The sequence below is a fragment of the Leifsonia poae genome (genome assembly GCF_020009625.1).
Classification (GTDB): Bacteria; Actinomycetota; Actinomycetes; order Actinomycetales; family Microbacteriaceae; genus Leifsonia; species Leifsonia poae_A.
In genome coordinates this window covers 429,719-455,519 of the sequence record NZ_JAIHLP010000002.1, presented here as the reverse complement: position 1 = coordinate 455,519, position 25,801 = coordinate 429,719, and the positions used below count along the sequence as shown (strand labels likewise).

Here is a 25,801-nt window from a genome sequence, read left to right as displayed (position 1 = left end):
CGGAACAGAATTCCGTCTGAGTAAAGCGAGTATGAATGATCGATTCCTTTCTGTCAATTCGTACACATCTGTCTACTGTTCTCAGATTTCCGCCATGTTTCCCGTCGCTTACGATCTCGTTCCGGCGGGAACGTTGCCTCTGTCCGTCGTCTGTGAATCTGGCCTATGCTGCACTAATGAGAATCGAAATTCCGCCACATGGAAGTGGTCAGACGGCGTCGGATCCATGGCGGGACGGGCTTCCGCCTCACGTTCCGGCGCGCGGTCCGCTTCCGCGGGTCTGCCTGCTGCCGGGAGACCCGGCCCGGGTTCCGATGGCGCAGTCCGTTCTCGACGATTTCGAGGAGGTCGGCTACCGGCGGGAGTTCCGGCTTGCGACGGGTAGTTACGACGGGACCCCGATCGCCGTCTGCTCCACCGGTATCGGCGGACCGTCGACGGAGATCGCGATCGTCGAGCTGTCTCGTCTCGGAGTGGACACCTTCATCCGGGTCGGGGGGATGGGTGCTCTTCCGGCCAGCATCCCGCCCGGCACGTTGACCACGGTGGCGACGGCGCTTCGCGAGGGCGGAGCTGCGAGGTTCTATGCGCCCGGCGACGAGCCGTTGTCCGCGCATCCGGAGGTCGTTTCGGCGTTGGCTGAGGCGGCGCGGGAGGTGGGCCGCGTGCTGGCGCCGATCGCGGTGCTGTCCTGTGACTCGTATTACCTGGGGGAGGGGCGCCCGCTTGCCGGTTTCGAGTCTGCGGCCGCAGAACGCATCGCGCAGGTCGAGCAGATCGGGGCGGACGCGATGGACATGGAATGCGAAACGGTATTCGCCGTCGCACGCGCCCTCGGTCGACGGTACGGTGCCGTGCTGGCCACCCACGGCAATCGCGCGACCGACGAGTGGCTGCACGATTATGAGCCGGTGCAGCTGGCCATGCTCGAGGTGGCCTGTCGGGCCGCCTCAGTGTTGGGGCGGTAGTTCGCTTCGGCTCGGCCCCGGCGTACGATCGCTTCATGGGCACGGAGGTAAGCACCTATCTGAGCACGTTCGACGGTGCCGATCGCGCCGCCCTTGAACGCGTCTACGCGATCGCACGGGAGGTCGTTCCCGAGGCCGAAGAGGGAATGAGCTACGCCATGGCGGCGCTTCTCTACCGCGGCAAAGGCCTCGTGGCCACCGTGCGCGCGAAGAACTTTCTCTCCCTGTACCCGTACAGCGGAGCGGTGGTAGCGAATGCCCGCCACATGTTGGACGCCTTCGAAACGACGAGCGGAAGCATCCACTATTCCGCGGAACACCAGCTTCCGGATGCCATCCTTCGAAGAATCTTCGAGGCGCGACGCGCGGAGATCGACGCGAAAGCCGGCTGACCAGGTCGGTTCGTGACGAGGGTGCATGGGTGGGTGAAGAACCGGGGAGCAGTTCCGTCGGCTCTGCAATAGCAGTGGTGCTGAGTGCGCTTGTGTTGGTGGCCGGGCTGATGGCGGCATTCTTCACGATCGGCAGCGCTCAAACGAACAGCTGTTATCAGGAGGGCCCATCGTCACCATCGGCGGTGATCTCCGAGAGCGGTGACAGTGCCCGGCAGGGCCTGAGTTGGTGGCCGCTGGGTCGCCGATGCGACTGGCAGCGTGCAGACGGTGGCGGCACGGTCGCGGCCTTCGGCGGAACGGTGGCGTCGAGCTCGGCGATCTACGGTTCGATGGTGCTGGGCGCCGGGGGAGTTGTCTGGGGAGTCAAGCGCCGGCGATCGCGTGAGGAACCCGAAGGTTGAGTCACCATCCGTTCAACGCGCTGCGGCGGTCACCGAACTGCAACACGTTCACAAATCAGTTTTCAGTCGATTCTGAATTCGGCCTTGTCTATTCGAACGGGTAGGAGCGGCTGTTTGGGAGGCGGGAGTTGAGCGTCGCGGAAGCCACCGACTTGAGGTCGGAGCTGTCGATTTCGGCGCCGCCCCCGGCGCTGAAGTAGGGGTCGCTTGAGAATACGGAGTATTGACGAGATCACGCTATTCGCGATCGTCTCTGTCATGGCACAAATCTGTGATCGCGACATCGGTTTCCTGAACGACCAACCGAGAGTGGGTGTCGGTCAGGGTCCGATGCGGATGACATGCTTGCCCCGCCCGCCACCGGCTTCAATTGCTCGATGTGCGTCGGCGATCTTCTCGAGCGGGTAGATCTCCTCGATGACGGGCATGATTCCGCCAGACTCGACGACATCGGTGAGCTGCGCGATCAGGCCTCGCGGCGGCTGGCCGAAAAATGTTCGAATCCGTTCCCGCCCATAAATCGCGGAAAACGCGATTGCCGCAATGCTCCTGGTGGAGCTGAAAGCGATCGTAACCATGCGTCCATGTTCCGAAAGATGCCGCCGGTATTGCAGAAGGTTCGAGCCGACTGTGTCGATGATTACGTCGAAACTTCCGAGATCTTCGACATGTGTTGCCTTTCGGTCGAGCACGACGTCTGCCCCGAGAGCGAGCACGAACTGCATGTTCCGTTCGCTGACAAGAGCGGTGACATGCGCGCCCAGCGAGTGCGCGTACTGCACTGCGGCGCTGCCGACTCCGCCTGCAGCGCCTCTGATCAGTATGCGATTCCCCGCCTTGGCCCGACCCTTGTCTCTCACTGCCGTAATCGCTGTGACTCCCACTGCCGGAAGCGCTGCCGCGTCAAGGATGTCGATGTTCGTGGGGATGGCCGAGAGAAGATGTGCGTCGATGGCCATGAACTCGGCCGCTGCACCGGTGGTTCGGGGAAAGAGACTGGCCTTGACGCCCCACACACGGTCGCCTGGTGTGAATCCATTGACATCAGCGCCCACCAATTCGACTGTTCCAGCGACGTCGATACCAGTGCCCCGCGGAAAACGGCGCCCCGAGAGTAGTTTCAGACGCCCGAGCCGCGTCTCAACGTCGACGTGGTTGACACTTGTGGCCGCGATGCGCACCAATACCTGTGCTGCGGTCGGCTGAGGCACGGCGACGTCAACGATCTGCAGCGCTTCCGGGTCCCCATATTCGAAGAATTGAATGGCACGCATGATGGCTCCTCGCCTAAATGGAATGAGCGTTCCATATGGAGACGCTATCATTAAGTGGCACGTACGTTCCAATTGCGCTCGAGAGAAGGTCTTATGGCTCCGACGGCAACGGTCGAGCTTCGAGCGGATGCCCGCGGCAACCGCGATCACATCATCGCGGTTGCCGGGGAAGCGTTCGCGCAATTCGGCACCGGCATCTCGATGACCGACCTGGCGAAGCGCGCCGGGCTGGGGGTTGCGACCCTCTTCCGACGCTTTCCCACAAAAGAGTCGCTGGTCGATGCCGTTTTCGCAACCAGCGTCGAAGGGTGGCTGGGGCGCCTGGGGGAGGGGCTCGCCGAGCGTGATAGCTGGGCGGCCTTCTGTCGCCTCATCGCGGATGTCGCTGCTGAACAGGCCCGGCACCCGGCGTGTGCGGACATGATCGTCACGTCATTCCTGCATGGCGACGGTTTTGCAGCCGAGAGAAGAACGGTCGAAGAAGGTTTCGGCGAGCTCATTCGGCGAGCAAAGGCTGAGAACCGCGCGGCCGTCGATCTTGAATGGACCGATGTCGCGCTCCTGCTGGAGGCCAATGCCGGCGTCGTCATGGCCGCCGAAGGAGACGCCTCTGTAGCGTCAGATCGGCTGATCTATCGACTACTCGGCGCCTTCGCCGCACAGTAGCCCGAGGTTCGCCGTTCTCGGTGTGGGGCCGATCGTCGCGGGGCGCGAGGCGCGAGCGCAACGCGACTCCTTCCTCTGTGCGCTCGCAGTCTGGAACTCGGGGCAACGCGCTTCCGTCAGCCCTGAGGAAGCAATCTTTCGAGAAGCGTGAGGAGGGCGGATCGTTCCGAATCATTGAGTGGGGCGAACAGTTTCGGCCAGCCAGTGGCTGCCGCTCCGTGACCGTTTTCGAGAGCGTTGCGACCATCGTCAATGAGGTAGTGCTCGATGCGAGGGCCGAACCCAGACCGATCTTTGACCCAGCCGGCGACGACGACGAACGCTAGCCGTTCAAAATCATCCTTCCTCGTTCGAAACGGAACCTAAGTAGCTCCACTCCAACGCAGGAGGTCCTCGTGATCTCTCAACGACTACAGCGAGTCGTCACAACTTGACCAACCTCCCTGGGCAGTAAATCTAGGGGAGCGGGCGTGCTAACGCTGCCGCCGCGTCGAGGATCGCCGGATGGTCGAGGCTCAACTCCTCGATTCGGGCCAGCTGAACAGGTACGTCTTCATTGAAACCTTGCCACAGGGCAGCGTTGAACCAGATAGGCCGATGAAACGACCACCACCGCAACCCCTGCCATCGACGGGTGCCATCCGCGTTCTCTTCACGGAAGACGCGCAAAGCGAATGGTTGCGTGAATGCGGGGTTGCGGGTCACGATCTGGCTGGGCCGGACATCCCTTCTAGCAAGTTCGCGCGGGTCATCGAGGTCGAGGATTGGCAGGTCGTCGGGGATCTCATATGTCGCGAGGGCACGCCGAGAACCCGCAAGGAAGGGCGCGGCAAATATGTCCGCGCTCCAGGTTCCCCGATTGCCGAACGTTTCCCCTGCAGCCCCGGCGGCCGAGTATGACAAATACCAGAGCCCATAGGCGTGTGCGTTGTCCCAACGGCCAACTGTTTGCCCGCGATGGATGTACTCGGGGTGTCCGGGTTGCCCGCGGCGGGCACCTGACAGGTAAGGGAATACACGAAAGAGCTGCATACTCAGGCGTAGCTACCGGCCTGTTCGGCGTCGAGCGCGTCAACAACGTCGCGAGAGCCACGAAGACGGAGCACGTCCATCGGGGTCGCCCCATCCAGGAACGAGTTCGCGCTCGTCAACCAAGGCAACACCCCCGCGCTACCCCACAACATTGCAGCACGGGCGACGACGTGATCAAGATCCACCAGCGCCCGACCCACTTCAGGGCTCGGCGACTCGACACCCTTTCGCCACTGAGTAGGTTGGCTCCGATTGACGTGCAACAGCTCGGCGAGGCTCGTACCGCTACCGAGCGTATCAATCAAGAAGGCCGTGCGTTCCTGGGCCTGATTGAGACCACCACGCCTGACGGAGGGACGCAGAGAATCCGCGCTTCGAGCCCGTCCCTGGGCCGGTCGTTCTGCGGTGTTTGTCATACACTCAGACTACACCCAACACGCGTGTTGGGTGGCCTATGGGCGGGTGGGGCCGGGGCGATGGTGATTTACCCGTCTTGGGTTTGACACAAACCCTCGGTCCTCGATACCGACATGGTCGCGAAACCAGCGTAAGAACTTGTGGATTCGCGGCACTGATAATGTACATTATGTCAAGTAAAAGTTCAACAACTCGCGTATTTTGCAGGCTGTGTGAATCGGAGACGATTGCGCTCCCCTTCGGTTTCGGGCTTGATCAGGGGCTTTAGACGATTGGTTGCTTGCGGTTGATCGGACGCGAACGCGTCAGGGATACGATCGGGCTGTTCGAAAATTGCCTCTAGCCGGGATTTCCCTGGCTTTCTCTTGCATCTTTTGCAGGATTGGTCCGCGGACGCATTGTTGCTGTTCGGTGCCGGGTTCGCTCAGGTCATCACCGAGTTCAACCGGATCACTCACAAGGGCGAGTCAGAGTCACGCTCCGAGAAGCGCGCATTCACACGTCCCGAGCTTCAGGCTCTGTTCGACCTGGCTGATCTGGAATACGAACGGGTACTCGACTCCCCTCGTCGCAACGGCGCTGTAGCGGTGCTGCGAGACACAGCAACACTGAAGGTCGCCTACAGTTTCGGGCTGCGGGTGAACGAGCTGCGACACCTGCAGATCGTTGACCTCTCCCCCAACTATCGGGCGCCCTACTTCGGCGACTACGGTGTGCTGAACGTCCGATGGGGCAAGTCATCGGCAGGTAGCCCGTTCAAACCACGCTCCGTGCTGACAGTCTTCGACTGGTCAGCGGAAGTCCTGGACGACTGGATCCACAATGGACTACCCCATTACGGCCAACCGATGACAGACCTCTTCCGCACCCGATCCGGCAAGCTGCCGGTCCGCGCACGCATCCTCACCGACGACGACGATGAGGTGGTGTTGCTCCTTGTACCGCGCCAAGCGCACACGAACGCCCTTTAGACGGTCGATCAACGGCATGAACCATCGTTTTCCCACCGCGAGCGACCGCCACATATCGGGCGTCGAACGTGCCCCTGCCGAAATCGTCCGCCACAACCAGATTTCGGAGAACCGTAGTGGCGTTGCCCGCACGAGGCCAGACGTACGTCTGAAGATGGCTTCGCCCCGACGCTCTGAGACTTCGCACCAGAGGCTTGTGGTCAGCTCCGGTTGCGGTCGACGGTGTTCTCGGTGGGCGCGAGAGAATCAACCGACTCGGCCCAGTTGGCGAGAAGTTGGAGGCGCTCGGCTGAGGCAGAACCGGGCTCCGCCGAGAAGACCAACATCTGGAGGCCACGGTTGGACTCGAGATCCATGCTTTGGTAGGTGAGGTCGAGATCGCCCACGACCGGGTGGCAGACGCTCTTGGTCCCGGTGCGGTGTTCACGCACATCGTGGGCTCCCCAGAGCTTCCGGAACAGATCACTGCGGGTCGATAGCTCGCCGATCAGGTCGCTAAGCTGCCGGTCGAAGGGTGAGCGGCCCGCTTCGGCGCGCAGGATGGCGACGATCTGGCGCGTGTTGGCTTCCCAATCGAGGTAGAAGGTTTGGGCGCGCGGGTCGAGGAAGACGAAGCGAGCCGCATTCGCAGGCGGCTCGACCCCGTCGAGCATCGCGGAGAACAGGGCGCGTCCGAGCGTGTTGGTGGCGATGGCGTCGAGGCGGCCGTTCTGCACGAAGACGGGCACCGTGGACATCGCGTCGATGGTTTGCCGCATGCCCGTGGTCAGCTGCGACTTCTGCACTGGGCGGCGCCGCTGCGGATGCGCGCCGGCATTGGCGGAACGCACCAGTTCATAAAGGTGGGCGTGCTCTGCCTCGTTGAGCCGCAGAGCACGGCTGACGCCGTCGATGACGGCTTCCGAGACGCCGGTCGCGTTGCCGCGCTCGAGGCGCTTGTAATACTCGGCGCTCATCCCGGCGAGTAGAGCTACCTCTTCACGACGGAGCCCCGGCACGCGACGCCGACCGCCGTAGTCGGGAAGGCCAACCGTCTCCGGCGAGAGTTTGGCCCGACGCGAGGTCAGGAACTCGCTCAGGTCATCGTGGATGTCCATGCCTCGACGCTACGCCGATCGGTCACCGTTAGAGGGTCCCTGTTGGTGCACCCATAGGTAGGGCCACGCTAACTCGCCTGCTGAGAGGTTGACTCGGAGAGCCGGCCGAACGGCTGGCGAAGAACGTCAAGGAAGGCATCACTTCATGAGCAACGTGTGGTTCATCACCGGAGCCGGCCGCGGCCTCGGCATCGACATCGCCCGGGCCGCCCTCACCGCCGGACACCAGGTCGTCGCGACCGGCCGCGATCCGAAGAAGGTACTCGAGGCGGTTGGTGCGCACGAGAACCTGTTGACCGTCGCGCTGGACATCACCGACCCGGCCGCTGCGGCTTCGGCGGCACAGGCCGCCGCGGACCGCTTCGGACGGATAGACGTGCTGGTGAACAATGCCGGCAACTTCTATGCCGGCTACTTCGAGAACACCAGCCCAGCGCAGCTTCGCGCTCAAATGGAGACGAACTTCTTCGGTCCGACCAACGTCGCCCGCGCGATCCTCCCCATCATGCGAAAGCAGCGTTCTGGTCAGGTCATCACGATCACCTCAGCTGCAGGCTTGATGGGCCAGGAGTTCGTTGCGGCGTATGCAGCGTCGAAGTTCGCACTGGAGGGGTGGATGGAGTCGTTGCGGTACGACGTGGAGCGGTTCGGCATCAAGACGATGGCTGTGGAGCCCGGCTTCTTTCGCACCGAGCTGCTGGTCGAGGGCTCATCGACGATGTGGCCCGAGCTGGAGATCGAAGATTACGCCGAGCTGACCGCAGAGACCATCGTGGCGTGGAAGAGCATGAACGGCTTGCAGGGCGGCGATCCCAAGAAGCTCGGACACGCGCTTGTCGCGCTCTCTGACTCGGGCGACCTGCCCTTGCGATTCCTCGCCGGCGCCGACGTGATGGCCAGTGAGGAGCAGAACCTCGCCACCATCCGGGCTCAGATCGAGGCGCACCGGGACCTGTCCGCATCACTATCGTTCGACGGCTGATCCGACCGCAACCCGAAACCCAACACAAAAGGAACTCCCCCATGTCATCGAATCTCGCAGGAACCGTAGCGATCGTCACCGGCGCCAGTAGCGGCATCGGCGAAGCCACTGCCGAAGAGCTCGCCGCTCTGGGCGCATCCGTCGTCGTCGTCGCCCGGCGCAAAGACCGACTTGCGACGCTCGTCGCGAGCATCCAAGCCGCGGGAGGGATCGCCCTCGCTGTCGAAGCAGACATCACCGACTGCGCCCAAGCCGAGCACGCTGTCGCCGCTACGATCGAGCGGTTCGGGCGACTGGACATCCTGGTCAACAACGCCGGCCTGATGCTGCTCGGCTCCGTCCTCGAGCAGGACGTCGAGGACTGGGAGCGAATGATCGCGATCAACCAGAACGGACTGCTCTACATGACCAAGGCCTCGCTCCCCCATCTGCTCGACGCGGCCGCTAATGCGCTTCGAGGCGTGGCAGACATCGTGAACATCTCCTCGATCGCGGGACGCCAAGCTTGGCCCACGTTCGCCGCGTACAACATGACGAAGTTCGGGGTGAACGGCTTCACCGAAGCCCTCCGTCAGGAGGTCACCCAGAAGCACGTGCGCGTCGGCGTGCTCGAGCCTGGCGCCGTCGCAACTGAATTGAAGTCTCACAACAGCGACCAGGTGCAGCGGCTGCTGGCCGCGTCCGAAGCGGTGAACATCCCCGAACTGCTCGAACCCGAGGACATCGCCGAGAGCATCGGCTACATGGTCACCCGGCCGCGACGGTCTTCGATCGCCGAGCTGTGGGCGATGCCCACCGCGCAGGCCTGAAGCGGCCCACGCTGAACGGTCGCCTATCACACTTTGGGTGGGGCGCGACCGACTAGGTTGGCGGCAGGCGTGTGGACGCCGGCTGATGTGGAAGAAGGAAAATGCAATGACCGAGAGCTATGTCGCAACCTCGACGATCACGATCGATGCGCCACGGGGCCGGGTGTGGTCCGTGCTCACTGACAGTGTCGCGATCAAGGAGTTCATGTTCGGCACAGACGTCGTGACCGACTGGGCCGTCGGCTCTCCGATCCTCTGGCGCGGCGTTTGGCAGGGCAAGGAATATGAGGACAAAGGCGTGATTCTTGAGGTTGAGCCTGAATGGCGACTCGTGAACACGCATTTCAGCCCATTGAGTGGCCAGGACGACGTTCCCGAGAACTACCACACACTCACGTGGACATTGACCGGCGAGGGTGACACGACAGAGTTCACCTTGTCGCAGGACAACAACTCAACTGTCGAAGGTGCCGCGCACTCGAAAGGCATGTGGGACAGCCTCGTGAAAGGCGTGAAGGCGATCGCCGAACGGGACTCGTCAGTGCGCTGACCGTATGGCACGGGTTGCTCCCATGCCGCCGGGCGCCGGCTCGCCGCGTTAGCGGGCGCCGTTCGCGCTGTGCTTACGGCGTTTGGCGGCCAGCACGACTCCTACGGCCAGCAGCGCTGCCGCTCCCAACCCGGGAACGAGGAGGTCGGATGCGGGGTATCCGGAGTCGGCGAGGGCGGTCGTGCGTGGTGGGTCTGTGCCTGCGCCGGGAGAAGCCGTCGGGGTCGCGGTCGGAGCCGGTTGGTCGGCGACGAGAAGCGCAAGGATCGGGATCGCCAACTCTTCATTGTCCACCCGCTGTCGGTTGAACATCGTGGTGACCCCCGTCCGCAGGCTGGGGGCGAGGGCCGTGTCGGTGCTGGAGCCGGCTGTGTCGCCGTTTTTGAACGCCCAGGGCACTCCGACGCCCGACGACGTGGCGGCGAAGAGACGCCATCCGAGTCCCATCTGGAAGTGGGCGTTTCCGCAGTCAGTAGGCGTCGAACACATGGTCGTGATCGTGCTGACCGGGTGGAGGGTGGTCGCCATCGACTGCACCCCGGTCGGCGCGGTTGACGGGATGTAGCCGAGGTGCGCGGCGACCCAGGCGCCCATGTCTGCGGCGTCGGAGATGAGGCCACCGGCGCCGCTGAAAGCGTTGGTGTTGTCCCAAGAGAACGTCAGACTCCCCGATGTCGAGTACGGGACGGCGAGGCGCGGGCTGGGAGCTTCCAGTGTCGTGGAGAACAATCCCAACGCGTTCAGGAACGCGCCGTCGAGGGCGGACTGGTAGGCGGGCGGCTGCGATGCTGGAACGGGATCGACGACGTTCGCCAGGATCGTTCCGAGGAGGCCGAACCCCCAGTCTGAGTAGAGCCAGCGGGTGCCCGGCCGCCACAGCAGCTGCTGGTGATCGAAGGCGTTCCAGAGCATCGTCTGCGTGTAACCCGGGCGCGGGTTCGCACAGTTCATCGGGAGTCCGCAGCCGTCGAGGAAGTTCGGAGGCAAGTCAGGCAGCCCCGCCTGGTGGGTGGCGAGGTCGCGCAGGGTGATCGGCGTGGTCTTGCCGCTCGTCGGGTCGGTCCACTCAGGCACAGTGATCCCGGCCGGTGCGTAGTGCTGTACTTCATCGTCGAGCGCCACCTGGCCGGATGCGACCAGGTACGACAGCAGGTCTGCGGTGAAGATCTTCGACTCTGACCCGAGCTCGAACTGCGTCGAAGCGTCCACCGGGGTCGGCGACCCCCAGGCCGGATGCCCTGCGGCGAACGTCGTGATCACCGGGTTCGGCCCCGTCGGGTTGGGAGTGACCACCGCGACGGACATCCCCGGGAGGTTGTGGGTCGTCTGGAATGACTCCACCATCTGCTGGATCTGCGCCTGGAGCGCAGGCGTCATCTCTACGGCGGTCACAGACGAACGTTCGACCGCCGCGGCGGGTGCCGTCGCGCTCAACGGGAGTACAACGAACGCGGCAGCTGCAACCGCTATCGACGCTGTTGATCGCGGCCGACGGCGCCTCGGGGCACTCATAATCACGGCTGTTCTCCTTTGCGGAAGACGTGGTCGGAGTCCCCCGCGCGCGATCTCACGTCACTCCGCACCGCATCTCCGGAGATCACGAACGCCCCCACCCCCTACACCGGAAAGTCAAGCGCAGGGAAACGCTCACTGTCAATGACCGTTGGCGCATATCAGCGGACGACGGGGTCGCCCGCCGATTCTATTCAGTCGTCGGTGCGAAGCTGTTTGGTGAAGGCGTGGATGCCGACCTCCTCGGGTGGAAGGGTCACGTCGAACTCCGGTGTGTAACCTGCCGCGATGTAGAGCGCCACCGCTTCGGGCTGGCGGGGGCCGGTGGTGAGATAGACACGTGCGTACCCCCGGCGGATTGCCTCGGCCTCCAGCTCGGTGACGACGCGCCGGGCGAGCCCTTCGCGCCGGTGGGTGGAACTCGTCCAGATCCGTTTGAGTTCGGCGGTCGAGTCGTCGAAGCGCTGGAAGGCGCCCCCGGCGATTGGGGTGCCTTCACGCAGCAACAGGAGAAAAGTGCCGTCCGGCGCGCTGAAATTCTCTGCGGGATACCGGTTCAGCTCAACCGATGCGGGCTCTCCGAAGAAGTCACCGTACCGGGTGTCATATTCGGCGGCCAGTTCTTCGAGCAGCGGGCGGGCCAGCGCATCAGTCGGGTCGACGGAGACGAAACGGTCGGGCGATTGTGTGTTGACGGTCATGGGGATCTCCGGGTCTCGCAGGTGGTTCGGAGGGGCTACTCCGCGACGGGCGTCTGGCTCACAGGCTACTCGGCCGCAGGCGACCACGTCCGGTCCGTCTCGTTCAGCGCATGTGAAGAAGTTCTGACCAGTGCGGAATGGATCCGTCAGCGACGCAACGGGTTCGGGCGGTGTCGACCGGCCCTGCCCACTTCGTCGAGCGACATCACACCCACTCCCCTGTCCCCTTTAGAGAAGACCAGCCACCGTTCGCGGCTCGACGTCTCGAACACCCACTGCCTATCCGATCGAGGGTCTCTCGTCCACGCCCGGGCGAGATCTTCGCGGTTCTTGCCCGTCGCCGAGGTCCAGGCCGTGATCAGTTCAGCCGGCACCTCTTCGATGATCGCGGGCGAACCGTTCACGAGTCGCGGCCCCGGGCGTGCGCCGTGCTGCTGCAGCTCCCGGTGGTCGGTCTGTGCCGGCGCAAGCGGCCGCACGGCTGGTCGGGGTACCCCGGCCAGGGATTCCGTATCCGGTGCTGTGTCGACGGCGTGGTCGGCGGAACCGCCATCGGACGGGCCGGCGTCTTCCGAGGGAGCATCCAGGGCGGTCGCGAGCTGTTCATGAAGGTCGGCGATCTGGTCGAGCACCTTGTCGGTGTCGCGCGCCGTGAGCAGGTAGATCATGACCGCGAAGAACAGCGCCCACAACGTCGCGATCAGCGAAATGAGTTTCGTCGGGTTCCAGTCGCCGTCCCAGAGTCCGGCGGCGACGGTCACGACGACCCCTGCGGCGAAGGTCACCACGGTGACCCGTCCGGGGAACGCAGCCAAGTGGTCGAGCAACCACTGGTACGAGCGCGCGCGTCGTGTCGCGGGGCCTTCGGTGACGACAACCTCGGCACCAGTTCCCGGATTCATGCTCATGCTCCTTCTCCGGCGAGGCCGGGACCCGGTGTCGCCGCCGCATCGGCTGTGGCTTTGTCAACCCTTTCTGGCCCCGGGCTGTAGGAGTTATTTGGCTCCTCTCTGGTTGCCTGCTCGGGCTCGGGCTCGGGCTCGGGCAACGCGGCGCCGGCCGTCGAAGATGATGCTTGGTGGCGGGAATGTCCGCTGGTTTCAGGACCACCGTGGCGAGCTTGGCCAGGAGCACGTGCCGTAGTGAGTGGCCGCCATTGTTTCCCGCCCGGCGGCCGGCAGAAACGCTCTGGGTCGCAACTGAGATCGGAGTCGACCGTAGAGCTGTGCAATCTAGTCGACGCTTTACGGGAGTGACGGCTTGCCATACGCGTCCTGTGAAAGCTCGCAGGATGGACTGCGAGCGGTGAGGGGAACCGATTGTTGAAATCATCGCCAATCAGGGCCGCTGTGATCGCCGGGGTGTTCGCGCTGTGCGGGTCGGTCGCCGCTGTTGCTCCGGCCAACGCGTCTACGCCCATCGCGGCTGATGCCGGCACGACCGATAGCGGCACTGCTTCTTCGTATCAGAGTGCTGACGTCTCCCAGCGTGACGGCAGCACGGTGTTCACGACGGAGGAGACGCAGCTCACCGTCCTCCCGCCAGTGGGACCCAAGCCTTCAGATGCTCAGTTGGCAACCATGGCGCCGTCTATCGGCTGCGACTTGAACGTCCAGTGGGTTCACGGCTCGACACACGTTACGGGCACGATCAACGGCGTTGCGGTGGTGACGTGCACCGGACCAGCTGGCAGCCTGAAGTTGCACTATTCACTGATCCGGGTGTCCCCGAACCCAACACAGTGGGGTGCAGGCGATGTCTCGAACACCGGCAAGTCCTCGATCCAGAACAACAGGGCCGTTCCCTGCAATCAGGGCCCAGGGGACTCCCGGGGCTGGGCGCAGGGCGAGATCACCCCGCCTCCTGGCTATGTACTAAGCGGGCAACCGACATACGCGAAGTACGGTGACATCAAGCCCGTCCTCTGTGGCGGCAACTTCGCAGCTGCCAACGACCAGGCGCCAGTTAGCGAAACGGCTTCAGTCACCTTTGTTCGTTCCGACCTAGCTGGATAACGGGCGTAACGACACGACGAAGGAGGGTAGAGAAGGCGTTCTCTACCCTCCTTCGTCATTGCTCTAAGGCGTTTCCAGGAGTGAAATGGAGCCGCCTAGATCGCTTCGAAGCGACCAATCTCGACCGAATGGCCAGCATTGGGGTTTTCGCCGACTAGCCGGATAAGCGGAGTCGTTCGCGGACGGCCTTCGAACTCCGGTTCCGGGTCTACCTCAGCGAAGACTTCGAATCGGCGTCCGTTCGCGTGTTCCTTCGTCCACCGCAGGACCTCGATAACGTCCTCGACGTCCGTCAAGACGTATGCTTCCAAGTTCCATGCGCGGTCCGGTGACGTCCGCTGCCAATAGTTCACACGAAACGCGGGCGACTCAACCGAATCGCGCGGCTCAGCATGAACAGTCTCTATGGCGCGCATGCCTCCAAGACTACAATCCCTCAGCGTAGTGATCTCGGCAACGTACATCGTCGATTGGTGCCAGAATCCGGTGATGGCGGAAGGCGCTGCATCGAGGAATCCGAACCGGTCAGACAGCCTGAGGTTGCCTGCTGTGGTTGAGTCGGTAGGAGTTGGTGCCGGTTTCGATGATGGTGCCGTGGAAGGTGAGCCGGTCGACGATCGCCGCGCAGAGCCTCGGGTCGGTGAAGGTTTTCGTCCACCCGGAGAATGCCTCGTTGGTGGCGATGGCGACGGAGGCTTTCTCTTCCCTCTCGGTGAGGACTTGGAAGAGGAGCTCGGCGCCGCGGCGGTCGAGTTCCATGTACCCGAGCTCATCAATGATGAGCAGGTCGACGCGGCCGTAGCGGGCGATGGTCCGGCCAAGCTGCATCTCGTCGGAGGCTTCCACCAGCTCGTTCACAAGCCGCGTGGCGAGGGTGTATCGGACCCGGTAACCTGCCTCGGCTGCTGCGGTTCCGAGCCCGATCAACAGGTGCGACTTCCCGGTGCCGGAGTCTCCGATCAGGCACAAGGGTGCACCCCTTCTGATCCAGTCTCCGGTGGCGAGGGTGTGGATGGTGGCGGGGTTGATGTTCGGGTTCGCGTCGAAGTCGAAGTCGGCCAGCCACTTCTGCCTGGGGAACCCGGCGTTGGCGACGCGGCGGATGGTGGAGCGGCGGTCCCGGTCGTCGACCTCGGCCAGCAACAGCTCGGCGAGGTAGCCGAGGTAGGACAGCTGCTCCCGCTGGGCGTTCTTCGTCGCCTCCTCCACGACTGCGCGGATCGTGGGCAGCCGCAACCTGCGGCAAACGGAGTCGACCGCAGCGGACGCGGCTTCTTCGGTCAGGCTGGTGCGGCGGCGCAGCGTGCTGGTTACGTTCGTCACGGTTGGACTCATGCTCCCTGGATCCCTTCGTTCAGAGGCGCGGTTACCTCTTTCACCGCTCGTTTGGTGAGCAACTCGTCGTATCCGGTCACGGTTGGCACCGGTCGGGAATCCGGTGGAAGACCGGCGATCACTGCAGCCGGGTCCGCCAGGCGCCGCTGAGTGAGTGAGACCACCTTCGGCAACGGCTCCCGGCCGGGCCCCGCCGACTGCGGCTGACCACCCGCGCCCGCAGAAGCCAGGAGGGTCGCGGCTCGTCGAGCTTCCACGGCGACGACATCGGCGAGCACGGGCCCCACCGAGAGCGCCGCGCGGATCCCAGCGAGAACCGATTCATCGGGCATCGTGCGGTGCAGGAGCAGGACGTCGATGAGCTCGCGGGTGCCGGCGGCGTCACCGTTGACTTTCCGCGACTCAGCCCAGAAGGCCTCGTGCTCGACGGTGAACACACCCGACTCCCGGGCCCGAGCGAGGACGGTGGAACCGCCGAGCGCGCCCGGCTTGATCTTCAGCACCTCCAGGTAGTGATCCAGCACAACGGACTGCCCGTATCGTTGGATCACCCGCTCATGCCGGGCCACTTCGGTGCGGCCGTCGAAGACGACGAGTTCGGAGGCCCGCAACGACACCCGCAGCTTGCGGCCGATGAACCGGACGGGGACGGAGTATTTCGCCTGCCGCACCGTGACCAGCGCGGAACGGTCGACCATCGGATACAACTCCAGGCCGGGGTCGAAACGGTCACGCGGCAACGGTGCCAGTTGGTCGCGATCAAAGGCGTAATCGGCTTTGACGGTGGTGATCTTCTGCCCGATCCGCCGATCCTCATCCTGAACGTCCCCGTCGCGGATCTTCGCGTTCAACTCCGCGAGAGAGTCCACCTGCGGCATGGGTGAGAGCCAGGTGCTGCGGAACCGGCCGACCTCGCCTTCGATGCCGCCCTTCTCGTGCGCACCCTCGATCCCGGGTTCGCAATAGAACGCGTCGAAGCCGTAGTGCGAGCGGAACAGCACCCACCGGTCGTTCTCGATCCGTTGCCGGTGACCGCCGTGGATCACCTGCTTCACCGCCGGGGTCAGGTTGTCGTACTTGATCTGCAACCTCGGGATGCCGCCGGTCTCCTCGAACGCGTCGATGTGCCCTTCCAGGAACGCTTCCTGCGCCTGTGTCGGATACACCCGATGCACGGCACGACCGGAGAAGGAGAGCCGGTAAGCGAACAGGTAACACTTCGTCTTCACCCGGCCAGGATCACCCACACTTCACCGAAGTCGACCTCCGCCTCCGCACCGGGCAGGTGCTGCTGCGGCACCATCGCCCTCGACAACGCCGACCTGCCCAGGATCTCCGGTCGGCGAACGCGGACGTAGTCCCGCACCGTCGGGTATCCAACCTGCGCACCGTGCTCGTCCAGGAGGCGGTGCCAGATCCGTGTTGCGGTCTGCCGCTGCTTCCTCGGCCCGTCGATGTCCTGCCGCAGCATCTCATCGATCAGCTCCCGCACCGCATCGAGTTTCGGTGCAGGCTGCTCTCGCCGCTTCCTATCCGGCGGTTCAGCCGATTCCAGCGCCTGCCGTACGGTGCGACGGTGCACCCCATGCTTTCTCGCCAGTTCCCGGATCGAGAGCTTCTCGATTCGGGCATCACGGCGAATCTGCGCGAACAACTCCACTCTGTCCGACCTCATCCCAGGCCCTTCTCGTCATCAAGAACACAGACGAGACCACACTCAGGTGGGGCCAAATATCACCGACACAACCGGCCCGGCGTGTCAGAGGGTGGGGCCACTTATCACCGACATCCCGGGGCCAACTCAGACTGACAGAGTCAGGCTGCGAGGTACGCCCAGGCGTGGATGCCGGAGGCCAGCGTGACGAGGGATCGCACATAGTCGTCGACCTCGTAGTCGTCGGCGGCGGCGAGTTCTAAATCTGTGACCTCGAGCCACGCGCCGTCCACGCTCTCCTCGGATGATCCGGTCCGAAGGATCGGGTGGCGGTCGGAGCCGCTCGTGGCGATGACATCGGGGTCTCTGATCAGCAGCCATTCCAGTCGGTGCCCGGGCAGCGAATCCGGGGTGGTGGGTACGGCCCGGCCGAACAGGGCATGCTGCACCTCGGCCTGGCGAAGTGTTCCATAGGAGAAGAGTCGATTGATCACGACACCATGCTGGCACCGTGCCCACGCCTGACGGCATGCCTCAGCGTCCATATCCCACGATCGTCTGCCGGTGGGCGCCGGAGCTCCGCTTCGGCCGCCTCGATACCCTGAGCGCGGTCAGCGCACGAACGTGACGTGGACAACACCGCTCTCGGCGATCTCCGACGTGACGGTGTAATCACGTTCGAGGCCGGACAGATCGTCCCAGAGGTGCACGCCGCGTCCGATGACGATCGGGGCGATCGCGACGTGCAGGCGGTCCACGAGACCGGCTGCCAGGAAGTCGCGGACGACGCTCACTCCCCCACCGATCCGAATGTCAGCCCCGCCGGCGAGATCACGTGCGCGATTCAGCGCATCCTCAGGGCTCACGGCAAGGAAGTCGAAACGAGTGCCGTTTGCGAACTCCAGCGGCGGGCGCTCCCGGTGGGTGAGTACGAGCACCGGCGCGCGGAACGGCGGCTCATCGCCCCACCACCCGCGCCAATCCGGATCGTCCGGGAACGAGTGGAGGCCGAACATCCCGGCGCCCATGATCTCCGCGCCGATGTTATCGAAGTATGCCGCCGCATAGCGATCGTCAACGCCGGTGGTGCCCTCCCCCGTCGTCTCATGCAGCACGCGCTCGCGGAACGTCCTCGTGGCGATATAGGAGGCGACGAGCCGACCCCAATCCTCGCCCATCGGATTCTCGGCGGTCTGATCGGTCGTCACCGCGACGCCGTCGAGTGAAAGGTTGAGGTCGACGCGAACAGTCATGAGATTCCTCCGGAAGTGATGCGTACGTCGTCCAAGGTTTCAGACACTCGCGGCCACGTCAACAGGTTGCGGGATGAGGCTACGGTCTGACAGGGATGGGACCGTCGCCCGACTCGCCGGGACGGCCTTCCTTCCTAGCCTGGAGGAATGGACGACAGCACCAATCCGACATCCGCCGCCCACACCGCAACTCCCCGCAAGAAGCGTCCCAGAAAGGCATTGCGGGTCATTCTCACCTCCCTCGCGGGAGTACTAGCCACCCTCGTCGTCGTGCTCATCGGCACGACGACGGTCAACGCGGTCGCCACCGCATCCGAAGAGAAGAAGATCGAACGATACGGCCAGATGGTCCAGGTCGACGGCAAGAGGATGAACGTGTCCCTGTCTGGCAGCGGCGACCGCACTGTCGTGCTGCTCCCCGGCTTCGGAACCGCCTCTCCCGTGCTCGATTTCGGTCCGATTGTGAAGGAACTGGCCCCGCACTACCGTGTGGTCGTCGTGGAGCCGTTCGGCTACGGCCTGAGCGACGGCACCGACCGCGAGCGAACTTCGGCGAACATCGTCTCCGAAGTGCATGGGGCCCTGCGGGGTCTCGGCATTGCACAGTACATCCTGATGGGGCACTCGATCGCCGGCATCTACGGCCTCCAGTACGCCAACACCTACCCGGATGAGGTCACAGCCTTCGTCGGAATCGACAGCAGCGTGCCGACGCAGCCCGGAATGGACGACGAACTTCCCATCGCCGGCATGAAAGCGGCGAAGTCGCTGGGCTTGATGCGGGTTCTGACGGCGCTCGCGCCGGATCCGTATGCCGGGCTGCCCTATAGCGCGGCGACGAAGGAGCAGATGGCACTCCTGGCGAACAAAAACTCCCTCAACTCGACCTACACCAACGAGATGGAGCACTTCAGTGCCAACTTTCACAACGCGCAGAAGCTCGCCTTCCCGCGCGATCTGCCGGTCCTCTTGTTCGTCCAGGCCGACAACAAGGATGTGAAGGGCTGGCTCAGCCTGCACGAACAGCAGGCGGCGAGCGTGGAGCGTGGCGAGGTCGTTCAGCTGGATGCCGAGCACTACCTGCACCACACCAAGTCGGAGGAGATCGCCGCCGGTCTCGACAGCTTCCTGGTCGCCGGTTGACCTCTTGACCTTTCGCTTGTTTTTTGCAAGTGTAAGCTCTGATACGAAACCGTAGCCACGAAAGGAACCGAAATGACCGCGATGTTCGTCAACCTGCCGGTGACCGACCTGGAACGCGCGAAGGCGTTCTACACGGCGCTCGGATTCACGATCAACCCACTCTTCACCGACCACAACGCCGCCTGCGTCGTCGTCGAGGAGGACCACAGCTATTTCATGATCCTGGTGCGCGACTTCTTCCAGACCTTCACCGACCGACCGATCGGCGACCCGGCCGCCACTGTCTCCTCGGCCACCGCGATCTTCGTCGACAGCCGTGAGGAAGTCGACGCCGCCCTCGCCGCAGGTCTGGCTGCGGGCGGCACCGAAGCGCATCCCGCGTCCGATTTCGGATTCATGTACCAGCGGCAGCTCACCGACCCCGACGGCAACATCCTCGAGTTCGGCTACATGGATCCGGTGGCCGTCGAGCACGGCCCCGAGGCCTACCTGAATCAGCAGGCCTGAGGTCGATGGCCGCACGCGACTACGGGCAGTACGGCGGGGTCTCGCAAGCCCTGGAGCTCGTGGGCGAACGCTGGGCGTTGCTCATCGTTCGCGACCTGCTCGTCGGGCCGCGCCGCTACGGTGAGCTCGCCGCCGGGCTCCCCCGCATCCCGAGCAACATCCTGGCGGCGCGGCTCAAGGAGCTGCAAGCGGCGGGGATCCTTCGCCGGGCTCCGCACTCTCGGGTGATCGTCTACGAGCTGACCGCGTATGGGCACGAACTCGAGCCCGTCGTGGTCGCGCTCGGAGCATGGGGGTTCAAAGCGATGCGCGAACCCCGCGACGAGCAGATCGTCACGCCGGACTCGATGGCGATCGACCTCCAGGCCGCCTTCCGTCCTGAGGTGGCAGCGAACCTGCCGTCGACCGCCTATGGGGCGCACTTCGGCACCGGCGAGCTTCTCATCCGGGTGGACGGCCCCCATCTGGCCGTGCAACGTGGGGGCGGCCAGGTCGACCTCGCGTTCTCGGCAGGGCCGGGCATCCACCGACTCATCGCCGGCGAGCTTGAACCAGAATTCGCGTTGGCCGCCGGCGCAGTCAAGGTGTTGCGCGGTCCTGACCACCTTCTCGGCCGTTTCGCGAACACCTTCCATCTGGCGGCCTGATCGGCGAGGGGTGACGTGGATCAGCGCAGGGGCACCAGCCCGCCGAGCACTTCATTCAGGGCTTCGGTGCTCGACGGATGCGTCCAGATCCCGTCACGCAGCTCACTCGCCGTCACGCCGGCCCGCATGGCAAGGGCGATGAGATTGATCACCTCCTGAGCGTCAACGGAGAAGACGGTCGCGCCGACCACCAGGTCGGTGTCGGCATCGACGATGACCTTGATCAGCCCGTGCGTCTCGCCGACGATCTTCGGTCGTGGCATGGCCGCGATGTCGACGATCTTCTTTCCGGCACGCAAAAGCCGCCGCCCGCTCGCGCGCGCTTCGATCTCGTTCAGACCGACCCGAGCGACCGGCGGCGAGAGAAAGGTGACGGACGGCACGGCGACGCGGTCGGCCGTTGTGCGCTCACCCGTGCCGGTCAGCTGGGACAGGACGATGCGATTGTCGTCCAGTGAGATGTAGGTGAACTGCGGACCACCATTCACATCGCCGATCGCGAACACCCCGGGAACCGAGGTGCGGAGCCTTTCGTCGACGACGACGAATCCGCGGTGGTCGACAACGATACCGGCGGCATCCAATCCGAGGTCGGCCGTGACGGGGCGACGGCCGGTGGCGAAGAGCACGGCCTCGCCTTCGATGGTCCGGGCTCCGTCGTCGATCTCGACGGTGACCGATGCGCCAGCATCTCCCTCGTCGATCTGCACCACCGTCGCACCCTGCAGAAATTCGACGCCGGACTCCGCGAGAAGTGCGGCCACGGCGTCTGCGACATCGCGGTCTTCCCGGGGCATCAGCTGCTCGTTGCGATCGACGACGGTCACTGCCGCGCCGAAATGGGAGAACATGCCGGCGAACTCGAGGCCGACATAGCCGCCGCCCACCACCACGAGACTCTTCGGGAACGGCTCGATGTGCTGAATGGACTCGGAATCGTGCACCCGCGGGCTGGACTCGGCGCCGGGGATCCCCGGGCGCGCCGGCGCGGTCCCGGTGTTGATCACGATCGTGTCGGCACTCACGAGGAGCCGCTCGGCACCAGCGCTTACCTCGACCTCGTGCGGGCCCGTGAAGCGTGCCCGCCCGTCGATGAGCGTGACGGCCGGCACACCCGCGAGCATCTCATGATTGCGTTCGCGCAACTTCTCGACGAGGGTGTCCCTCCCGACCACGGACGCGCTGAACCACGCCTGCGGATCGTCGCTCGGCCTCCGCTGCTCGGCGCTGTGCACCAGGTCTTTCGTCGGAACGCAGGCGATGTTGATGCAGCCGCCGCCATACATCTGCGTCGACCGCTCCACCAACGCCACCGAACGCCCCAGACGGCCGAGGGTGCCCGCCAGAGTCTTGCCGCCTTTGCCCCACCCGATGATCAGAGTGTCGACAACCAGCTCATCCATGGCTCCTCCTCGGTGTCCGCCGCTGAATCGGGGTCGATGCTCGTCGACACCGCGGAGGGCGCTGATCCGCAGCATAGTCTCGCGAAGGCGAACGGGGGCCGGCCCGTGTGGGCCGACCCCCGCTGACCGGTGGTCGCTACGCGATCCGCCGGCGACGGCCGCCCCACACGAGTCCGGCGCCGATCGCGAGAACGATGAGCGCTCCGACGACCCACTGGACGATGTCGAGGCCCGTCGCGGCGAGCGGGTCGCTTGCCGAGCCTCCGGCCGAATCGGTCGGTGCGGCGCCCGAGCCGCCTCCAACCGAACCACTCGCACGCACGCTGAAGGTCAGCGGGTCCGAGAGCGAAGAACTCGCGGTGGCGGTGCGCTCGAACCGAGCCGTCACCGAGTGGGTGCCGGCCGGCAGAGCAACCGTCACCGTCGCCACTCCGTGCACGAGCTCGGCACTTCCGAGAACGATGGGGTCGCTCGCGGCGACGGCCCGGGAGAGCGCCGGTGTGATCGTTCTGGCTGGTGCGCTCCCACTGTCGAGCAGGGTGACCTTCCCGGCCGTATCGGCACCGGTCACGGTCGCGACGAAGGTGACCACGTCGCCGGCGGCCGGCTTCGCCGGGGAGAACGACAGAGTGGTCTCGGTCGGCGCGAGAACGGAGATGTCCGCGGCGGATCGGTGGCCGAAGGCGGCCCCGATCGCCGTCACCGGAGTGGCGCCGAGCGTGGCATCCGGTGCAACCGTGATCTCCAGCGAGGCGACGCCATCCTTGTCGGCGATCACCCGCCCGAGGTCTGCCGCTCCGAAGGTGAAGGCGACGGACTCACCCACACGGTAGCCGCGTGCGGTCGCCGTGAAGGTGTCGTCCGGGGCGACATCGTCGGCCGTCGTCGCGAGCACGCTCGGGCTGTGCACGGAGGCGAGCTCGGCGCAGACATCGCCCTGCACACCGACCGGCGGCAGCGCGACGGCGGAACCAGTGATGCCGTCGTCTTCACGCACCGTGAGGTTCGCGAAGGCGTTGGCGCCCATGACGGCGTTCTGCGTATTCGTCGCGCTCACCTTGAATGCCGTGCTCGGGGTCGATGAGGGGGTCTTGTTGCCGGCCGTTGTGACCGTCACTGCCTTGCACGTCTCACCGGGGGCGAAGACGACCTTCTCCATGGCGATCCCTGCCGTCGCGGTCGCAGACCCGAGCACGCTGACGTAGGCCGTGATCGTCTTCTTGTCGGCGCGACTCAGATACACCGGGACGTCTGCCGTGCCGGGGCCGTCGCCTTCCTCGACCGAGGTCGCACCGACATTGACCGTTGTACGCGTCGCGATCACCGCCGTGCCGACGCTCGGGGTGTCGAAGGCGAGATCGGAGAGGTAGACACCGCCGGTCCCGGTGCCGTCGGCGCCGTTCGCGGCCTTGAAGCGCACCTCGCGGACATCCTTAAGGTCGATGCCGGTCAGGCTCGAGGTGGGGATCGTGAGCTGTTGCAGCACGATCTTGTTGAGAGTCGTGTGCGTGCCTCCGGGCATCCGGTTGACGGCGAGCGGGTTCACAGTCGAGGCGAGGACGGACGTGGATGCCCCGCTCCCGTCGATGACAGTGATGGTGAAATCCGTTCCGGCCTTCACGGTCTCGTCCGGTGCCGTCTTCACGGTGAGTTGGGAGAACGCTGATACGTCACGCTGCTTAGCGGGCACGCTCACACGCAGCTCGCCGGTGCTCGCGACAGCCGGGTCGGTCGCCGAGGCGCCCGTCCAGAGGAACTTCGTGGCCGGAAACTCCGGCACATTGGGAGCGAACGATCCCGGCGTCCAGTGCGGTACCTGCGCCGACGCCTTGGTGACGGCGCAGAACGGAAGCGACTGCGGCACGGTGCGGCCCGTGAGGTTGGTGCAGACAGTCGCCGTGGCCGCGCCGACGGTGCGGATCAGCGTGCTCTCGCTGGTGAACTCGGCGATCGACGATGTGGCGTCCTGCGGCTGCTTGGCCATGACCCGCACGTCCGCGAAGGAGGTCAAGGGTGTCGTGGGCTTCACGGAGCCGTCGAACAGCGGCTGGAACTGCTTTTCGCCGCCCATCGTCAGCCGGAAGAACCCGGTCATGTACGAGACGCCGACCTGATATTGTTGCGCGGCGCTGAGACGTGTCGGGTCCGTCGTCGCGCATGTCGAGGTGCGGTCGGAGGTGCTCCAATCGTCGCCCGTGGCGGCCGGGTAGAGACCGGGTGTCCATACGGTGTTGAAGAAGTTGTGATCGGCCCCCATCACCCAGACCGCGGAACGCAGCACATTGTCGTCGAACGCATTCCGGGAGTCGTCGATGAAGTGCTGACCCTGCTGGTTGGAGACATCCCCATCGCAATAGGGCAGGAAAACAGCGGTGGGCACATCCGGCAGCGTCATCCGGCCGAAGTCGACCGGTGCCAGGGGCAGCACAGCCTCGATCCCGAAAGGCGTGTCGAGCGCCTGGTTCAGGGTCGCTGCCGAGACCACGCCCTCTCCCCCGCGTGAGTGGCCCATGATGCCGACATGCTTCAGATCGAAACGGCCGACCAGCGATGCGGCGGTGACTCCGGATGCGGCGGCCGGCTGGTCGGCACGGGTCGTGGCGCGAACGAGCGCTTCGTCGAGTGTGCGTGTGGTCGTCGTGCTGGGAACCCCGGATGCCGCCGTCGTGATGTCGTCGAAGCTGACCGCCGTGCCGGCGCTCGCCTTCTGAAGCATCGTGAGCGTGTCGAGGATCAGCTGACCGCGGGCCTGTGCTCCGTAGTCGAGCGCGAGCTGGTTGTCGTTGGAGTTGACCGAGTTGGCCGCGATCGAGAGCACGTTGTAGCCGTCGGAGGCCAGAGACCGCGCTGTTCCCTCGTAGCCGAGGTAGCTTCGGATGTTCATCTGCGTCGGGCCGCACGGCCAGCGCAGCGGGTTCGCGCCGCCGCCGGAGCAGGAGGTGTGGCGACCGTGCAGCAGGATGATCGTCGGACGGGCCCCACTCGCACTGCTGAGGTACATCTTTCCGGTGACTTCACCGCGGAGACCGCCGATCGCGGCGAGCGGCACGGCCTGGTCGCCGAAGTCGTACTCCGCTTCGGTCACGGTGTACGCACCGGTCTCCGCGGGGTCGGGTACGCCGGCAGCGAGCGGTGCAGCGAGTGACTTCAGCTGCTTCAGCAGTGTCTTGTTCTCGGGAACGGTCGGTGTGGCCGGTGCGCTGTCGGTCTCTTGCGCCTTCTCGGTGTCGCCGCTCGACCATCCCTTGGTGACACTCGTCGCCTTGGCGACGGCCGGGTCGGAGGTGGCGACGGAGAGTGAGAGAAGATCATCTGATTCCGCGGCGAGGCCGATCGACTTTCCGTCGACGAGCAGCGTCGGGGCGTCGTTCACCATCGGCAGCGGCTCATCGAGCCGAAGGGTGACGATGTAGCCACCGGGGGCAGAGGTCACCGACCAGTCGTCGCCCGTGGCGACTTCCGTCGGTGCGCTCCGGACGGGGGATGCGAACGCGGCGGGGGCGAGACCGACCGCGATGGCTGGGGTGAGACACAGTGCGATCGCTACTGCGAGTCGCCGGGCCGTGGACATGCGCTTGGGCACGGTTCTCCTAGCTGGAAGAGGGTAGGGGGATGCGTCAGCGCGGCCGGGGGGTGAGCGGGCGCGCTAGCGGGTGGAGCTGAGGTGCGGGAACAGGAAGCTGTGAACTTCCACAGATTCGACACTATGTGGGCGGTCGCTGCGGAAGGCCCTCCGGAAACGGAGCCGTAACACAAGCTTCACAGCCGCTTCACAACAGGCCCCCTGTTCGGGGAGATCCGGGTGAAGGGTGGGGCGAGTTCCGGCGCCTCGCGCCCGCGTATTCGCAATACCCGTCTCGTGGTGAGCGCAGCGCGGATCGCCTCGGCTTTCCTGGTGCCTTCGGGCGGTACAGCGGCCTTCGCTGCGCCCGCGGCGGGGAATCTCGGGATCGCGATCTTCCTGGCCACCCGTGCTCGTCGACGCCTGAACTGAGGCTTCGCCGGGCATGCCCGCGTGCCAGGCTTCGGAGAACCGCTTCGCTGGCAGGATTCGCAGGGATGTCCGGCG

General features: G+C 64.8%; 22 protein-coding genes and 1 pseudogene. 10 read left to right on the top strand and 13 right to left on the bottom strand.

Translation table 11 applies throughout. From position 1 onward, the window contains the following. Window positions 1-35 precede the first annotated feature (35 nt). On the top strand, window positions 36-968 hold the full coding sequence (locus K5L49_RS02870; RefSeq protein WP_308116505.1) for a nucleoside phosphorylase: 933 nt from the start codon (window positions 36-38) through the stop codon (window positions 966-968). A 35-nt stretch (window positions 969-1,003) separates the two neighbouring features. Further along, window positions 1,004-1,360 carry an iron chaperone gene (locus K5L49_RS02865; RefSeq protein WP_223690512.1) on the top strand — a complete coding sequence of 119 codons (357 nt, stop codon included), beginning with the start codon at window positions 1,004-1,006 and terminating at the stop codon, window positions 1,358-1,360. A gap of 724 nt (window positions 1,361-2,084) precedes the next feature. Here K5L49_RS02865 and K5L49_RS02860 read toward each other — a convergent pair. Further along, window positions 2,085-3,038, bottom strand: coding sequence for an NAD(P)-dependent alcohol dehydrogenase (locus tag K5L49_RS02860; RefSeq protein WP_223690511.1), 954 nt, complete (start codon window positions 3,036-3,038; stop codon window positions 2,085-2,087). A 93-nt stretch (window positions 3,039-3,131) separates the two neighbouring features. Here K5L49_RS02860 and K5L49_RS02855 point away from each other — a divergent pair, with 93 nt between their 5' ends. Beyond that, complete coding sequence (locus K5L49_RS02855; RefSeq protein WP_223690510.1) at window positions 3,132-3,704, top strand: TetR/AcrR family transcriptional regulator; 573 nt, start codon at window positions 3,132-3,134, stop codon at window positions 3,702-3,704. Between the two features lie 456 nt (window positions 3,705-4,160). On the opposite strand, the gene K5L49_RS20640 is transcribed toward K5L49_RS02855, so the two are convergent. Both K5L49_RS20640 and K5L49_RS20635 read right to left on the bottom strand, forming a co-directional pair. Further along, window positions 4,161-4,736 carry an RES domain-containing protein gene (locus K5L49_RS20640; RefSeq protein WP_223690509.1) on the bottom strand — a complete coding sequence of 192 codons (576 nt, stop codon included), beginning with the start codon at window positions 4,734-4,736 and terminating at the stop codon, window positions 4,161-4,163. A 2-nt stretch (window positions 4,737-4,738) separates the two neighbouring features. Then, window positions 4,739-4,888 carry an antitoxin Xre/MbcA/ParS toxin-binding domain-containing protein gene (locus tag K5L49_RS20635; protein WP_223695225.1) on the bottom strand — a complete coding sequence of 50 codons (150 nt, stop codon included), beginning with the start codon at window positions 4,886-4,888 and terminating at the stop codon, window positions 4,739-4,741. A gap of 666 nt (window positions 4,889-5,554) precedes the next feature. Between K5L49_RS20635 and K5L49_RS02840 the strand changes: the two genes are divergently transcribed. Then, window positions 5,555-6,124, top strand: coding sequence for a hypothetical protein (locus K5L49_RS02840; RefSeq protein ID WP_223690508.1), 570 nt, complete (start codon window positions 5,555-5,557; stop codon window positions 6,122-6,124). A 200-nt stretch (window positions 6,125-6,324) separates the two neighbouring features. Here K5L49_RS02840 and K5L49_RS02835 read toward each other — a convergent pair whose 3' ends face one another. After that, complete coding sequence (locus tag K5L49_RS02835; RefSeq protein ID WP_223690507.1) at window positions 6,325-7,221, bottom strand: helix-turn-helix transcriptional regulator; 897 nt, start codon at window positions 7,219-7,221, stop codon at window positions 6,325-6,327. A gap of 145 nt (window positions 7,222-7,366) precedes the next feature. Between K5L49_RS02835 and K5L49_RS02830 the strand changes: the two genes are divergently transcribed. The 3 genes from K5L49_RS02830 (at window position 7,367) to K5L49_RS02820 (ending at window position 9,562) form a co-directional block, all read left to right on the top strand. Then, window positions 7,367-8,203: an SDR family oxidoreductase gene (locus K5L49_RS02830; RefSeq protein ID WP_223690506.1), complete on the top strand. Its 837-nt coding sequence runs from the start codon at window positions 7,367-7,369 to the stop codon at window positions 8,201-8,203. A 41-nt stretch (window positions 8,204-8,244) separates the two neighbouring features. Then, a complete protein-coding gene (locus K5L49_RS02825; protein ID WP_223690505.1) occupies window positions 8,245-9,012 on the top strand; it encodes an SDR family NAD(P)-dependent oxidoreductase in 768 nt (255 codons plus the stop codon). A 106-nt stretch (window positions 9,013-9,118) separates the two neighbouring features. Beyond that, the gene (locus K5L49_RS02820) at window positions 9,119-9,562 is read left to right on the top strand and encodes an SRPBCC family protein (protein WP_223690504.1); all 444 of its coding nucleotides are present in this window, start codon (window positions 9,119-9,121) and stop codon (window positions 9,560-9,562) included. Window positions 9,563-9,610: 48 nt separating this feature from the next. Here K5L49_RS02820 and K5L49_RS02815 read toward each other — a convergent pair whose 3' ends face one another. From K5L49_RS02815 to K5L49_RS02785, 7 genes and pseudogenes are all read right to left on the bottom strand, one after another. Beyond that, a complete protein-coding gene (locus tag K5L49_RS02815) occupies window positions 9,611-10,954 on the bottom strand; it encodes a serine hydrolase domain-containing protein (protein ID WP_223690503.1) in 1,344 nt (447 codons plus the stop codon). Between the two features lie 314 nt (window positions 10,955-11,268). Then, complete coding sequence (locus K5L49_RS02810; RefSeq protein ID WP_223690502.1) at window positions 11,269-11,775, bottom strand: GNAT family N-acetyltransferase; 507 nt, start codon at window positions 11,773-11,775, stop codon at window positions 11,269-11,271. 146 nt (window positions 11,776-11,921) lie between these two features. Further along, window positions 11,922-12,677, bottom strand: a complete 756-nt coding sequence (locus K5L49_RS02805) for a hypothetical protein (protein ID WP_223690501.1) — start codon at window positions 12,675-12,677, stop codon at window positions 11,922-11,924. A 1,638-nt stretch (window positions 12,678-14,315) separates the two neighbouring features. Beyond that, on the bottom strand, window positions 14,316-15,125 hold the full coding sequence (gene istB / locus K5L49_RS02800; RefSeq protein ID WP_223690500.1) for an IS21-like element helper ATPase IstB: 810 nt from the start codon (window positions 15,123-15,125) through the stop codon (window positions 14,316-14,318). Continuing rightward, window positions 15,122-16,800: pseudogene (istA, locus tag K5L49_RS02795) on the bottom strand (IS21 family transposase). The gene istB and the pseudogene istA overlap by 4 nt, the downstream one beginning before the upstream one ends. A gap of 140 nt (window positions 16,801-16,940) precedes the next feature. Next, entirely contained in the window at window positions 16,941-17,273 is a 333-nt protein-coding gene (locus tag K5L49_RS02790; protein ID WP_223690499.1) for a gamma-glutamylcyclotransferase family protein, read from the bottom strand. A gap of 117 nt (window positions 17,274-17,390) precedes the next feature. Beyond that, a complete protein-coding gene (locus K5L49_RS02785; protein ID WP_223690498.1) occupies window positions 17,391-18,032 on the bottom strand; it encodes a dihydrofolate reductase family protein in 642 nt (213 codons plus the stop codon). Between the two features lie 147 nt (window positions 18,033-18,179). On the opposite strand from K5L49_RS02785, the gene K5L49_RS02780 reads away from it, so the two are divergent. The 3 genes from K5L49_RS02780 to K5L49_RS02770 all read left to right on the top strand — a co-directional run bounded on the left by K5L49_RS02780 (window position 18,180) and on the right by K5L49_RS02770 (window position 20,329). Beyond that, window positions 18,180-19,175: an alpha/beta fold hydrolase gene (locus tag K5L49_RS02780; protein WP_223690497.1), complete on the top strand. Its 996-nt coding sequence runs from the start codon at window positions 18,180-18,182 to the stop codon at window positions 19,173-19,175. A gap of 72 nt (window positions 19,176-19,247) precedes the next feature. After that, window positions 19,248-19,682 carry a VOC family protein gene (locus tag K5L49_RS02775; protein ID WP_223690496.1) on the top strand — a complete coding sequence of 145 codons (435 nt, stop codon included), beginning with the start codon at window positions 19,248-19,250 and terminating at the stop codon, window positions 19,680-19,682. 5 nt (window positions 19,683-19,687) lie between these two features. Further along, complete coding sequence (locus tag K5L49_RS02770; protein ID WP_223690495.1) at window positions 19,688-20,329, top strand: winged helix-turn-helix transcriptional regulator; 642 nt, start codon at window positions 19,688-19,690, stop codon at window positions 20,327-20,329. A gap of 20 nt (window positions 20,330-20,349) precedes the next feature. On the opposite strand, the gene K5L49_RS02765 is transcribed toward K5L49_RS02770, so the two are convergent. Beyond that, a complete protein-coding gene (locus K5L49_RS02765) occupies window positions 20,350-21,732 on the bottom strand; it encodes an FAD-dependent oxidoreductase (RefSeq protein WP_223690494.1) in 1,383 nt (460 codons plus the stop codon). Between the two features lie 136 nt (window positions 21,733-21,868). Continuing rightward, entirely contained in the window at window positions 21,869-25,315 is a 3,447-nt protein-coding gene (locus K5L49_RS02760; protein ID WP_223690493.1) for an Ig-like domain-containing protein, read from the bottom strand. Window positions 25,316-25,801: the final 486 nt, after the last annotated feature.